The organism is Serratia sp. G204Y (genome assembly GCF_051172435.1).
GTDB classification, from domain to species: domain Bacteria; phylum Pseudomonadota; class Gammaproteobacteria; order Enterobacterales; family Enterobacteriaceae; genus Serratia; species Serratia sarumanii.
The window spans coordinates 2,499,920-2,512,099 of the sequence record NZ_JBPIZA010000001.1; the positions used below are offsets into that span (position 1 = coordinate 2,499,920).

Sequence of the window (12,180 nt, forward strand, 5' to 3'; positions counted from 1 at the left end):
CCCCAATATAAATAGCTACAATCGCAAATCACCCATATACGAATGGTTCCTCAGCAAGGTTATTTAAAGAATTAATAACCACGCTTTTTTCAACATCTCCATTAATATAGTCTAACACCAAGTCGCGGCTATAAACCCATTTACCTTCAATATCAGTTCCGTCAAAGAATCTCTCACAATAAATCCAACATCCTTGCGCATTAGACAAAACCTTAACTAGCTCATCGAACTGATGCGAAATTTCCACATTACATCTGTCATCAATGCTACTATTACCGCTGAATTTTAAGGCCTTTTTACCCCTTCCGGCCAGTTCAAGATTAAATCTATCAGGCATACTGAGCATTATATTTATAATATTAAAAATTGAACGCTTGAAATCCATTTTCACTTTAGCTTTTTCTTGCTGCTTCCATGAAGCGACAGTCCTCCAAGCAAATATAACACCAAGTGCAGCAGCCAGTGCAGAGACACCTGAAGCAATCATAGTCCAAAAAGCCCAATCGGCGGCCTGCTTAGTGGCTAACATTGACTCAAACGAAATTATATCCGCGTTCATTGAACACCCCTTAGAAAAGTAACGAGGTGATAATATCTTATTATTAAATAATACACACACAACAATAGTAAGATAGGTTAGATCTTTTATCCCGATTACTACCGTTCATCAATAAGCCGCCGTATCTCCAGAAGTTGGTTGTTAGCCTTGTCGAGCGCCGCCAGCAGCGGATCAATCCACAGCACTGCTTGGCAGTATGTCAGGGTGCCGGAGGCAGTGGCGCCAGCACCGGTTGCGTTAGCGTCGCCGGTATCGGCTGACATTGCGCGGGAACGTAGACGGTGCGTGTAGTCGAGCAGCCCACCAGCAATAGCGGCAGGCACAGCCAGATCACACGTCGGCTGTTTCTTGAGGATCGTCCGGTATTCAATTTCTTTCCCCTGTGTGGCCGCGTCGGTGTTGATGCCGTACTGATTCGCCGCGTTGTTGATTTCGTTGGCGCGCTGGAACTGAAGCGCCTGTGTGACGATTATATTCGCTTGCAGGCTGTTATCGCTCTCCAGTTGCTTAATCGTGCCTTCCAGCTTCTGCGACTTCGCCTGGTAATAGCTAGCAACCCAGCAGGCTGACATTACGACCACCAGTAGCACTCCAGCGATTATCGCTGTTGCTCGGTTCATAGCAGAACCTTACGCGCCATGTCATACCGTGCTCGGCGATCAGATAATCCGTTGATGCCACCATTGATACGTTGGGTTACCCATTCGATATCGTTGGCGTTGCGGCCACAATCGCGAGATTTCCAGAACCAGCCGGCAGAACGCATCGCGTTACCGTCGCTCTCCAGCAGTTGAGGATCGCCAACCAGGTCGAGTTTCAGCGCAATACCGCACGCTCGGTAGTTGTCCTGGCCGGTAACCTGAATCAGCCCACGCCCACGATATTTCCAGCCATCACCGCGTGATTTATTGCCCAAGCGATCGGCGTATACCAAGTTTGCAATCGCCGGCTGATTTGCCAGGTGTGCAGTTGTACGCCCGAGCATGCCAGCCTGATAGGGAGTGATGCGTTTCCCAAAGGTTGAAAGTAAGCCCTGTGGCGTGTAGTTCAGGCTCTCTACTGTACGGGTAAAACCCGCTGACTCATGCCCAACCTGAGCAATAAACATTGCCTGCGCCGCTGGCTTCTCGATTGAGAACTCAGCAAAGGTGGCGATCAGATGCGGATACCAGCGCGCAGCTAACCCGGCGCTAATACCAGCCGCCCGTTGAAATTCGTTTTGTGTCATTGTGGCCTCAGGGGGTGTAGCAGTTTCGCGATGTTCCCCTTAACCCGGTACAGCGCGATGCAGATGATGAGATTCGCCGCGATTACGCCCCAGTGTGTTTCCTGGTACTGCTGCGCAATGAAGCGAAACGGGATCCATGAATAGGCGCCGATAACCAACCACGCCAGCCATGCTATCCATGCCCGGTGCCGGTAACCTGTTTTTCTGAAGCATGCAAGGCGGCAGACAATCGCCGAGCACAGCAATACATTCAGCACAACAAGTGGATCACTGGTCGTTACTGTGTGAATGAGGTTTAACCACATCACAGAGATATCGTTACTTGCCATTCGCGCCTCCCCGGAATCTGGAAAACAGCGATGTCGGATCCTCCATCTTCTCACTGACGAAAGTAAGCAGTTTGACCGCGACGGCAGAGATGATCAGCGCACCTAACGGCTCTAGCGGGGTATCGTTGTAATTCAGCCATGCTGAAAGCTTGGCGCCGGCAACACTCGCACCGAGCACACCAGTGCCAAATGAGACAACAAACGAGAAAGCCTGTCTGATTCGCGGAATGTCTTTGGCCTGGGTGACGTAGAACATCGCACCGATGAACGCGCCAAAGATAACCCCGTAATCAATGCCAACTGCAGGCGCCGCAATCGTGGCCGACACCAGCGCAGTGGTGCCAGTCGCAGTTAATGGATCGGACATCGTTACTCCTCATTGCTGTAATTGTCCTCTCCATACCGAGGGCATAAAAAAGCCGCAGTCTATGCCACGGCTAATAGGGCTCAGCCACCAGCCGTAAACGATTTGGCGATACGGGGTGTGCCAGGTGTGTGTCGGATGTTGGCTGGGGCTGAAAACAAGAAAACCCCGCCGAAGCGAGGTTTTAATTTTGGTGCCGGTCATTACATTTATGGCACGATATCAAATTAACGCTAAATATGGACTATTTAATTAACTTTTGCAATACCCTGTTGTGAAAATGTCGCTTTTTGTTGTGATCGTGATCTCGATAAAGATATTAGACCTTCCCGATCAAGCCTCTGGAATATTCCACACAGCAGCGACCAATACTGGCCATAGTTTTTTGACCAGTTTGGCGCGGATACCTGAAGTAGCTCAGCTACTTCTTGGCACTGGTAAGCTTTACCGCCCATTATCCTGGCTTTCACATCTTGGGCGGCCAACCAAGTCAACGCCCTAAGCTTTTCGATCGTCTTGCCTGCTATGCGCTTGCCCATAACTTCGATGCGGGCGCGGAATTCACCCCAAGCCCAGCGAGTGATCTCTTCCTGATGGCTAAACGAAATATCGCCCGTGTAGCACCATGAAAGCCAGCTGCGCTGATTGCTCGCGATTGGGTAAATAGCCCGGCGCCAAGAAGTAGCTGAAAACGTGGCAGGATCAATAAGCGCAATTGCACCTGAACTCGGTCTGGTTTCAGTGCCAGGAACGGGTGCGCTATGAATTGTAATTCGCTTTCCGTCTTCCTCCACGATAGTGCGTCTCTTACGCTTCAACCGCGTAGTGCATACTTGCGTTGATTCAGTGAATGCCTGTAGCTGTCCCTTTGTCTTACCGCTGGTATCAGCAGTTGCCATAATGAAACATTCACGGATGTACTGCAGGTATTGTTCGGACATAATCATGCATTTTCTCCAGGCGTCTGGCCCGCATGCCAGCTCGCCTATTACTCCACACTTATGAAATGGCGCCGATCGATAACGAGTGGTCGATGAATCTGAACCACAGTTCGATCTGAGTGCCGTGCTCTTCTTCCCACCGTGACATGTCACGATGCAATTCATCGTGATGTTTTCGGCAAAGCGGGATAGTAAAAAAATCGTGCGCCTTGGTTCCCATGCCACCCTGCCCGTGGCCAATGATGTGATGGGGGTCGTCCGAGGGTGCTCCGCAGCATGCACATGGCTGAGACTTAACCCAACGGGTAAACTTCTCACTGGTCCATCGCTCACGCTTTGGAATCTTGAATAACGCCTTTGGTGGCGCAGGATCGATAACTAACGTTTTGGCCGCTTTTTTGGCTTTCTCGGCAACAATTTGGCGTGCCGCCGGCGTATGCTCGATATCTGATTCTTTCTTAACCCCAGCAGGTACGCTGTACGGCGCCACACGCAGTGATGCAGCAGCTACCTCTTCAGGGATTAGATCGATAACCTCTTTGACCCATGCCCACCAGCAAAGCTCAGGCAGCGTCAGCTGGTGGGATTCGTCAAACATGAAATGTGCGCGCGCACGATACACGACAAAATCAGCCACGTTCTGTTCTGCCAGCTTATTCAGCATCGGGCTCGTCTGCTCACGGTATTTGTGCTGGTGATGCCAGCACATCCTGATGCTATGGTCGCCGTATTCCATCACGCTGACGTTCTTGTCGTGATACCCGTCTGCGCTGGCGCACTGGCATTCAAAACCACGGGATAACCAATCGCGCATCCCAGCAGACCCACCAGCGGCGCTTAGCACTCGCTCATGCGTGAAGAACGATCGGAAGCGTGGGTCAGTTGCCAATTGCTGTTCTACGGTCGGTAGTGCGCCGGATGGCATTCTGCGGAATTCAGGCGGTACTCTGGTCACCATGACCCGATCACCGAACAACGACATCAGCTCAGCGCCTGGTTTCAATATCACCTGGCCGAGCTCGCTGATGATGATAGGTTTCAACAGGCAACGCATGGCATCACCTCGCTGATTCTCAGTTCCACTTTCCCGCCTTTCGTGACCGGCCCCCACTCCGCCTCTATGCGCTTAATCTGGCTGTCATCAAGCCAAACACCAGCCTGCGTCATCGCATCGAATAATGCCTTGAAGTAGTTATCCAGATCCCGGCGCGCTTTATTTGGCGGGCAAAATACAACATGAACCGAGATGTTGGCGCTGATCGGCTTAGGCCGGCGGCGCAGTTGCTCGATTACCTGAGCTATAGCCTCTGCCTGGAAAGCTCTACCTCGTTCACTGACCAAAGTGCGCCCACGTGACGATCCCTTGTTTGGCGAGCGCCAATAGCCGTTGACGCTTGGAGGAAATGGCAATGTCAAAATCATGGCTTCCCCTCTCCTGTTTTCTGCGCCACCAGCTTATCGCCAGCCTCCACCAGCGCACGGTTCACATCTGCCAACCTAAATTGCGCCGTCTTGATGCGGCCTTTGCAGTTCACCTCTTCCCGTTTCAACTTCTCCAGCCCTTCCCGGTGCTGTTTGATCTCGCCGCGCAGCACACGCAGCTCCCAGTCCAGCTTCGTTTCGCCCTTTGCCAGTGATAGCAGGTGATCGAGGGCGTCGATCACGGCACCGCACTGGCGACACGTTACTTTGCGCTCGTGCTCCGACACGGACACGGCACCGTGGAAGCAACGACGGGACAGCCGTTCATCTTCTTCGACAAAGTTCCGCATTTCCTTGATATCGGCGTTCTCATCAAAGCGCTTTGTAAACGCCAAAACCTTGGCGCTGTTATCTGGGTATTGGGTTTCGTCACTCACGATATCACCTCGACTTTCCCCGGCATCAATGCCACCGACTGTTCACACTGATTCCCCCACGTATGCCACCCATCGCCTTGCTGGCGTGCGAAAAGCTCTATGCGTGGAACATCCCCCAGCAATTGAACAAGCTTTTCGCGAAAAGCATCAGGCTTAGCGCTATGCTCCAGTCTTGGCGCCGTGACGTGCTGGCAGATCGAAGCATCAATTCGTGGTGGCAATTTCCCCCTGACGGCAAATAGACAATCCTCGCTGTTGGCGCGTGTCATGTGACCCATACCGATTGCACTGTTTCCCTTCACTCGGTTTGTTTTGTGCCAAGTGAAGCCCTTCATCGTCATCAGTCTGAATCCCCATGACCGCATTACCTGCAGCGCCTCTTCCGGTTGCGTCGGCACCCACCACATAGCCAAAAGGCACGAGTCAGCTGCAAGTTCCCACACCGGCAGACGGCAGATATCAGCAACAGTCATCGTTGGATACTTGAAACCTGCACCACGCTTCCCATCAGCGCACTTATCGTTGTATGTCCAGGGTGGATCCGCGTAAATCAGTGAATATCTCATGCAAAACTCCCTTCAGCCTTGCGAACCAGATAGCGCACTACGCAGTAATCAGTGCTGAACCGCTGGCGTTGCCATTCAACCAACCAACCCTGGCGCTGGGCGTACTTTCGAAAATCACCGCGTTCTTGCCACGTGCGGCGGGCTTCTCGGAGCATCCACCAGCGCCACATGCGATGAGCAATTACCAGCAGCGGCATAACCTCAATTCCAGATACACACTTCATGCTGAAGGCTCCTTCTCAACGGCAACCAGGCGGTAGAAATAAACCCATTTCCCCGATTTGCTTTTTGCCATCCGGCGCTCTTTCACCAGCCCCTGGAATGGCTTGCTGAACTCACGCAAACGAGCGCTGATAGCTGCTTGCGTGTCGTAAACTCCGTACATCTCCACCACCAGCCGTTCAAGGTCACGCAATGTGCGCCACGTTGCCCCAGCAGCGGCATTTCGCACGCGGCAAATCTGGCTATCTGGGTTGTCTTTCAGGTAACCTTCGCGAACCAATCGACGAATACCCTTGTTGATGCGTTCGCTTTCTAATGCGTCTACCGGGATCGTTAATTTCCTCATGCCTTCATCCCCTTGCGGCCGCGCATGCTGGACCAAGTAAACGGAACCCAAATACCGCCATCGGTCTGGCGATCCATTACTCGCTCTCCAACCATGCCAACCATTTCTTCGAAAGTTTTGTTGGTCAGCATTCCCGTTGGCTTCAACTGCAACTGACGACGATCAACGATGTTGGTCAGCAGGTTGATTTCGTAGTCTGAGCCTTTCTGCAGGCCCACTTCATCCAGCACCAGGATATCAAGCTGGCAAAGGTCGCGTAACAGCTCGGCCTCCTTTACGAGACTGTCTTTGCTGAATGTGGCGCGGTGGTTTTCGAATAATTCAGAAACAGTCATGACCATCGCTGAGTGACCGCGGCTGATCAGGTTTCTTGCAATGGCACTGGCCAGATGGTTCTTACCTGTGCCGCAGTTGCCGGAGAACACAAAACCCCCGTGACTCTTTCCGAACGTCGTCACAAAACCTTTAGCGGCATCAAGGGCGGCTTGCTGTTCAGGACATTCCACGCGGTAATTACTGAATGAGCACTCCCGGTGCATCGGTTGAATACCCGATCTTCCAATGATTTTCTCAATACGCGCCTGGCGATTACGATCCGTGATCTGCTGGTTCGACTTTAAAGCCTCCTCTGCCTGAAACTTCTTCCAACCTTCGACGGTCGTGAACCGTGGTTGTACATGGGCTGGCTTTAGCGCCAATAGGCGCGCCATCACATCAGTTGACGATGCCATCATGTTCACCCCCTGTTGGTAAGCCATTGCTGAAGCCCGGCGGGATTGCGCCTGTAGCTGGTGTTACGCGGTGATTCGTGCTGGTTTGCCATTTGCCGTTGATACAGGCTGGACGCCCTTTCTTGTCCCATGCAGTGCTTGATTGCTGATAGCCGGGAAATTTCGTGGGGGCAAAAAGCGTTGTAGGGCGCAGGTAATCCGACATAGCCAAGTCGTTACCCCATTTCGCATTCATGTAATCAACGGTTTGCACCAGCTGCTTGACAGTGAATCCATCGCGAATACGTGCCCGGATGTTTTCCAGTGAAGTTTTCGAGGTCTGATAGCGTGAACCAGTCACAAGATTCAGGTGTTTTAAAACCTCCTTCGCTTGGTCAGTGATCAATACTTCGTCGTCGGTCTGCGCAGCAGGCTGACAAGTAGGTTTTTTACCTGATGGATCTTGTTTTGAATTTACTGACGGATCCCCCCCAGATTCTGGCGGGTGAGAACTGCCTTTTTTCGTGTTTTCTGAACGGTCGGATTCTGAACGTTCAGATTCTGACATATCAGATTTTGAACGGTCAGATTCTGACGTGTCAGATTTTGAACGGTGAGACTCGATGCTTAATGCCGCTGCCTTCAGCTTTGGCACATTCAGGGTGTAAATATTGCTGTCGTTTCGCTGCCCTCTACGGCGCTCCTTGCGTGTCAGCCATCCATCACTTTCTAATTCGCCGATCGCTGTCGTTACCGTACTACGGCCAGCACCGATCTCACGGGCAATTTTCTCAATCCCCGGATAGCAGATCCCTTCATCATTCGAGAAGTCAGCCAGACGAAGCATTACAAGCAGCTTGGTACCCTTTACACCGTGTGCAGCGCATCCGTCCCAGACGTAACTTGAGACTTTCACGCTCATACAGCAGCTCCCGGCGCCGGCAGTGCCAAATACTTGAAGCGATCCACAACTTCCTGCAAAGCGCTGTGGGTGACAGGCATCCAGCCGCCCGGTATTCTCATCACATAACGCAACGGCATGAGCGGCTTCGAACAACTTGAAGCCACACACCGAAATTGCCCACGCAGCCGACTATCTGCTAATCTGTTCATGCGTTAATTACTCCACACGTTTAGTTAATGCGACCGACGCCACAGACCGCATATCTGTGGCGTCACCCTCTCCAAACAACATCTCTGTAACGACCATGATTTCAGCCACCAGACACTGCACGCGATAGCCCTTGGCCTTCATGCGTTTGCTTTCTTCGCGGTCCAGAACGCCATCTGATGTTGACTCGTTGTGGAAGCGCGCGAACTGGCCGAGAGACGCCAGCAGATCATTAAATTTGTAAAGCAGCTCTTCATTGCCCATCTGCTCGACTTCTGGAAGCTTCACGAAAACTCCACCAGCCCTTTTGCACATGGCTTCTGTGATATCGCTGCGGCCAGAAATAGACTCCATTTCAGCTGCCATGCCCAACGGCACGACCTGACCAGACACCTGGCGAACGCGGTTGCGCAATGCGTTTTCGGTGCCGGCAACCGGATCCAGCTGCTGAGCCATCGCGCTGTACTTACCTGGGAACAACGTGATCAGCTTGTGTATCGCTTCACTGATGTCGTCCTGTGTTGGGAAATCTTTGTTGTCCACAAGGTTTCTCCGCTTCTGTGGTTTTGGTTAAGCCGCTGGCGCGGTAGACTTTTTGTAAAGAGAGAGATCAACTTTCAGTTCACCACCAGTAATAACCTGGATCTCGAATGCTCGACCTTTGGGAATAATCTCCCCCCAACCCGATACGGAGGCATGCGACAGCCCTAATGCCTTGGCTGTTTTGCCCACCCCATCGAAGTACGAAATAACATCATCTTTTTTCATGGCTCACTCTTTGGTAAGGGAATGGAACACTTGGATAGTAGGATATCTTACATTAAAGAGTCAAGGAATCCTACATCGCTAAATGGTAGGATTGCTTACATGGAAATGAATGACCGAATTCGATCAAGACGCAAAGAGTTAAAGCTAACTCAGGACACCTTAGCCAAGCGCATAGGGGTCAATCGTGTCACCGTCACTGGCTGGGAGTCAGGCGACTATAAACCTGGTGGTGAGAACCTCCAGGCTCTAGCCGCTGCCCTAAGCTGCAATCCAAACTGGCTTCTTGAAGGTGGCGATATTGACGAAAACATCACATATGTAGGCAAGGTTCGACCAGGGCTTGTCCCTGTTGTTGGTGATGCCGTTTTAGGAGTTGATGGCATGATCGACATGGTCGAGTACCGTGGTGGATGGCTGAAGATTTATAGCGATGATCCGAATGCATACGGGCTTCGCGTTCGTGGCGATAGCATGTGGCCGCGCATCCAGTCTGGTGAGTTCGTTCTCATCGAACCAGGTACCTCAGTGCATTCTGGTGATGAGGTATTCGTTCGTACAGCAGACGGCCATAACATGATCAAGGTGCTCAACTACACTCGCGACGGCGGTTACCAGTTTACCAGCATCAATCAAGACCATAGACCAATCACACTGCCGCAAAGTGCAGTGCTGAAAGTAGAGTATGTGGCCGGCATCCTCAAGGCCTCGCGCCATGTTGAGGATGAAGAGGTTAATCACTCCAAGCTGTAGATGCCGGCAGTTGCTTGGATAATGAGTTCAAAAGTCGAGAATAAAATGAAAATCGGATACCTGTTCCCCGTCGCCATCATCGTGGTGGCTGTAGTGCTCCTGGCTTGGTTTATCATCGGCGGGTATGCGATGCCTAGTGCTGGCGCTTAATCGCTCGGGCTGGCCACACAGGTTTTTCTGTGGGTCTCCTCATAGGATTTATCGGATTCATCAAAGCCAGCATAAAAAGTCAACCAATAAAGTTACTTATACGCTATGTTGTATTACATAGGACACGACGTATAACTGCTGACTGATACTGATCAAAAAACCATTATCAGAAGTAGTACCAAAGTTACTTTTTTGTATGTAAAATGCGCGCCACAAAAATATAATTTAAATCGATAGGTCAAACCTGTTGAAAAACTGCACTACAGCGCATATATAAGGAGTATAGTAAGTGTCCGAGCAATTTCAGCAGGCTGAAAAACAAGACGGATTTGAGGCCTCCATTGAAGAAAAGCAGCTGTACAGCATAAAGAAAGCTGTTATTGGTCTTATTGAATTCGTTACTACTAGCTTGGATCAGCTAGGGATTGACAAGCTTCATGAGCTTGTTGACCCATCACTTGATGAGCTTCATGGCATCATCATGCAACTTGACGCTGAAGCAAAAGTTCATGGTGATCTGAACCTCAACCAAGCTTTGTTGTTTGCACAGATCTTGATCAACGACATCAAGCAAAAGAATCCAGAAATGTGCGCCCACAGTTCCAGGATGCTGAAAAGCGCACAAATTCTTTAATACAAGTACGCACACAAAACGGAGAGTTCACATGTCCAAACAAGACAGCATTAAGAGAATGTTATCTCTAGCGCATCGTCTGGATGCCATCGTTGCAGAAATGAATGCTCGCAAAGAGCTCATGATGCAAGACATGTATGCGAAAGCTGCATGATAAATCCGCTACTTGATAGCGCTTAAAACCCGGCCAACAAGCCGGGTTTTTTGTGCCCTCTCCCTGCCAATCCCCCTACTACTTTCCCCTTGATTCCACCAGCCCAACATTCACTCAAACCAAAATGTCAGATTACCTACATTTTAATATTGACTTAAAATGTCAGATATCCTACATTTGATTCATCGGCAGCGAACAGGCAGGACGCCCACGAAGTAGCCGCCCGAGGCGCACGAAGATCGGGATGGTTCGCCAAACCATGATTGCAGCAGAGGGTTACACGATGACTAACGAGAAATTCAGTAAAGACGCATATGAAACGGCTGTTGAATTCAACGTTCAACAACGTTTTGCGGCGATGTTGGTTCACACAGGAAACTTTAACGTGAATCGTCGTGGCGCTGACATGGTTTCGTTCATTGCTGATCGGAAAGCTGACTATCAAACAGCCCACCCTGACATGCTGACTGCGGGACAAACCATAGTTAACCAGCAACATTTCACCGATTTTATTTGTTCCGGGATTTGGCGTAGTACCGACAGCCAAAGCGGCGGGGCTACAAAGGGTAAAATGATGGAATTACAAAGAGTTTTAAACACAGAAGTTATTATCGGTGACATTGTTCACGCGCATGGTGCGGTCTTTAAAGTGATAAAAGTACTCAGTTTCCCCGGGGCGGGAACTGACGGAAGAGATGTAGCAGCAAATATTGCTGAATGGGTCTCCGGCAGAATTGAACCGGGTTACTTCGGCCCTGGCAGAGAATGGAATTTCCAAGGCAATGACAGAGTAACGCAACTAATTGAACCCCGCTAATCGACTAACATCCACTGCGCCCTACGGGGCGCACCGAGGCAATCATGAGCAAAAGAGGTTGGCGGTCTTTGGTTTATTGCGTTGTTGGTTGTTCTGTTTTCTGGTTTTTACTTTGGATTTTTGTTCACGACGCCGGTTGACCGGCGCACAACGGTAAGAATACTGCTAGCACTGGGTCATAGACAGCGCGGGAGCATGATCAGCTATCTGGCGGGCCTGCGAAACCTAATTTGCCTGATAGTTGTTGAATTAAGCAGTGCTCTTTCCGTTGTGGTTCAAGGCTGGAAACTTCAGGGGCGTTGTTTACCAGCCACCACACCAAATGCGCCGGGCCGGCGGCACTGCAGCGAAAGCGAGCGCAGATATCCGGCAAAAATGCGATTGCTGTGTGTAGTCTTTGGCGGCCACGCCGAACTTCAACCAACAAGAGGTGAAGATAATGTTCATAGGCTGGCCGCTATTTTTTCACATATCTGGTGGCGTACTGTGTCGGTCCCTAATTTATATCTACACAGTATAAATACCCGGCGCAGTGCGCCACCTGATGTGTGAGTAATTAACCGGGAGCCAGCGCTATGCGGGCGTCTGGCCTCCCTTCTTAAAAACCGATTTTCTATCTGCGGAAAATTGCCAGCTTCTGGCAGGGATTCCCTTTGCCGAAAATCAGTGTGG

22 protein-coding genes are annotated in these 12,180 nt (G+C 50.7%); 6 read left to right on the forward strand and 16 right to left on the reverse strand.

All coding sequences use genetic code 11. The annotated features are described in order from the left end of the window. Positions 1-28 precede the first annotated feature (28 nt). The 16 genes from ACSBQQ_RS12210 to ACSBQQ_RS12285 all read right to left on the reverse strand — a co-directional run bounded on the left by ACSBQQ_RS12210 (position 29) and on the right by ACSBQQ_RS12285 (position 9,003). A complete protein-coding gene (locus tag ACSBQQ_RS12210) occupies positions 29-559 on the reverse strand; it encodes a hypothetical protein (RefSeq protein ID WP_060425441.1) in 531 nt (176 codons plus the stop codon). 98 nt (positions 560-657) lie between these two features. Then, entirely contained in the window at positions 658-1,131 is a 474-nt protein-coding gene (locus ACSBQQ_RS12215) for a hypothetical protein (RefSeq protein WP_435013077.1), read from the reverse strand. A gap of 44 nt (positions 1,132-1,175) precedes the next feature. Next, positions 1,176-1,787, reverse strand: a complete 612-nt coding sequence (locus tag ACSBQQ_RS12220) for a glycoside hydrolase family 19 protein (protein ID WP_060425439.1) — start codon at positions 1,785-1,787, stop codon at positions 1,176-1,178. After that, positions 1,784-2,116 carry a phage holin family protein gene (locus ACSBQQ_RS12225; protein WP_230199890.1) on the reverse strand — a complete coding sequence of 111 codons (333 nt, stop codon included), beginning with the start codon at positions 2,114-2,116 and terminating at the stop codon, positions 1,784-1,786. The genes ACSBQQ_RS12220 and ACSBQQ_RS12225 overlap by 4 nt, the downstream gene beginning before the upstream one ends. Further along, positions 2,106-2,483, reverse strand: coding sequence for a putative holin (locus tag ACSBQQ_RS12230; RefSeq protein ID WP_049202652.1), 378 nt, complete (start codon positions 2,481-2,483; stop codon positions 2,106-2,108). The genes ACSBQQ_RS12225 and ACSBQQ_RS12230 overlap by 11 nt, the downstream gene beginning before the upstream one ends. A gap of 245 nt (positions 2,484-2,728) precedes the next feature. Continuing rightward, the gene (locus ACSBQQ_RS12235; RefSeq protein ID WP_060425438.1) at positions 2,729-3,427 is read right to left on the reverse strand and encodes a bacteriophage antitermination protein Q; all 699 of its coding nucleotides are present in this window, start codon (positions 3,425-3,427) and stop codon (positions 2,729-2,731) included. A gap of 52 nt (positions 3,428-3,479) precedes the next feature. After that, entirely contained in the window at positions 3,480-4,475 is a 996-nt protein-coding gene (locus tag ACSBQQ_RS12240) for a DUF968 domain-containing protein (protein ID WP_060425437.1), read from the reverse strand. Next, positions 4,460-4,843 (reverse strand): RusA family crossover junction endodeoxyribonuclease, encoded by a 384-nt coding sequence (locus ACSBQQ_RS12245; RefSeq protein ID WP_060425436.1) that lies wholly within the window; start codon positions 4,841-4,843, stop codon positions 4,460-4,462. Before ACSBQQ_RS12245 ends, ACSBQQ_RS12240 begins: the two co-directional genes overlap by 16 nt. Then, positions 4,840-5,280 (reverse strand): hypothetical protein, encoded by a 441-nt coding sequence (locus ACSBQQ_RS12250; protein WP_060425435.1) that lies wholly within the window; start codon positions 5,278-5,280, stop codon positions 4,840-4,842. The genes ACSBQQ_RS12245 and ACSBQQ_RS12250 overlap by 4 nt, the downstream gene beginning before the upstream one ends. Beyond that, on the reverse strand, positions 5,277-5,846 hold the full coding sequence (locus tag ACSBQQ_RS12255) for an MT-A70 family methyltransferase (protein ID WP_060425434.1): 570 nt from the start codon (positions 5,844-5,846) through the stop codon (positions 5,277-5,279). Before ACSBQQ_RS12255 ends, ACSBQQ_RS12250 begins: the two co-directional genes overlap by 4 nt. After that, positions 5,843-6,070: a hypothetical protein gene (locus ACSBQQ_RS12260; RefSeq protein WP_060425433.1), complete on the reverse strand. Its 228-nt coding sequence runs from the start codon at positions 6,068-6,070 to the stop codon at positions 5,843-5,845. The genes ACSBQQ_RS12255 and ACSBQQ_RS12260 overlap by 4 nt, the downstream gene beginning before the upstream one ends. Continuing rightward, complete coding sequence (locus tag ACSBQQ_RS12265; protein WP_060425432.1) at positions 6,067-6,414, reverse strand: hypothetical protein; 348 nt, start codon at positions 6,412-6,414, stop codon at positions 6,067-6,069. The genes ACSBQQ_RS12260 and ACSBQQ_RS12265 overlap by 4 nt, the downstream gene beginning before the upstream one ends. Beyond that, positions 6,411-7,148, reverse strand: coding sequence for an ATP-binding protein (locus tag ACSBQQ_RS12270; RefSeq protein WP_195892007.1), 738 nt, complete (start codon positions 7,146-7,148; stop codon positions 6,411-6,413). The genes ACSBQQ_RS12265 and ACSBQQ_RS12270 overlap by 4 nt, the downstream gene beginning before the upstream one ends. Beyond that, positions 7,129-8,046: a conserved phage C-terminal domain-containing protein gene (locus tag ACSBQQ_RS12275; RefSeq protein ID WP_072265815.1), complete on the reverse strand. Its 918-nt coding sequence runs from the start codon at positions 8,044-8,046 to the stop codon at positions 7,129-7,131. The genes ACSBQQ_RS12270 and ACSBQQ_RS12275 overlap by 20 nt, the downstream gene beginning before the upstream one ends. A gap of 198 nt (positions 8,047-8,244) precedes the next feature. Then, positions 8,245-8,778, reverse strand: coding sequence for a YmfL family putative regulatory protein (locus ACSBQQ_RS12280; protein ID WP_060420235.1), 534 nt, complete (start codon positions 8,776-8,778; stop codon positions 8,245-8,247). 27 nt (positions 8,779-8,805) lie between these two features. Then, entirely contained in the window at positions 8,806-9,003 is a 198-nt protein-coding gene (locus ACSBQQ_RS12285; protein WP_033646515.1) for a Cro/CI family transcriptional regulator, read from the reverse strand. Between the two features lie 99 nt (positions 9,004-9,102). On the opposite strand from ACSBQQ_RS12285, the gene ACSBQQ_RS12290 reads away from it, so the two are divergent. The 6 genes from ACSBQQ_RS12290 (at position 9,103) to ACSBQQ_RS12315 (ending at position 12,060) form a co-directional block, all read left to right on the forward strand. Further along, positions 9,103-9,753: a S24 family peptidase gene (locus tag ACSBQQ_RS12290; protein ID WP_060425430.1), complete on the forward strand. Its 651-nt coding sequence runs from the start codon at positions 9,103-9,105 to the stop codon at positions 9,751-9,753. 45 nt (positions 9,754-9,798) lie between these two features. Further along, positions 9,799-9,903, forward strand: a complete 105-nt coding sequence (locus ACSBQQ_RS12295) for a YoaK family small membrane protein (protein WP_154618106.1) — start codon at positions 9,799-9,801, stop codon at positions 9,901-9,903. Positions 9,904-10,192: 289 nt separating this feature from the next. Beyond that, the gene (locus tag ACSBQQ_RS12300) at positions 10,193-10,537 is read left to right on the forward strand and encodes a hypothetical protein (protein ID WP_060425429.1); all 345 of its coding nucleotides are present in this window, start codon (positions 10,193-10,195) and stop codon (positions 10,535-10,537) included. Between the two features lie 31 nt (positions 10,538-10,568). Next, a complete protein-coding gene (locus ACSBQQ_RS12305) occupies positions 10,569-10,691 on the forward strand; it encodes a hypothetical protein (RefSeq protein ID WP_268257854.1) in 123 nt (40 codons plus the stop codon). A gap of 244 nt (positions 10,692-10,935) precedes the next feature. Next, entirely contained in the window at positions 10,936-11,508 is a 573-nt protein-coding gene (locus tag ACSBQQ_RS12310) for a hypothetical protein (RefSeq protein ID WP_060425428.1), read from the forward strand. A gap of 195 nt (positions 11,509-11,703) precedes the next feature. Then, positions 11,704-12,060, forward strand: a complete 357-nt coding sequence (locus tag ACSBQQ_RS12315) for a hypothetical protein (RefSeq protein ID WP_154618102.1) — start codon at positions 11,704-11,706, stop codon at positions 12,058-12,060. Positions 12,061-12,180: the final 120 nt, after the last annotated feature.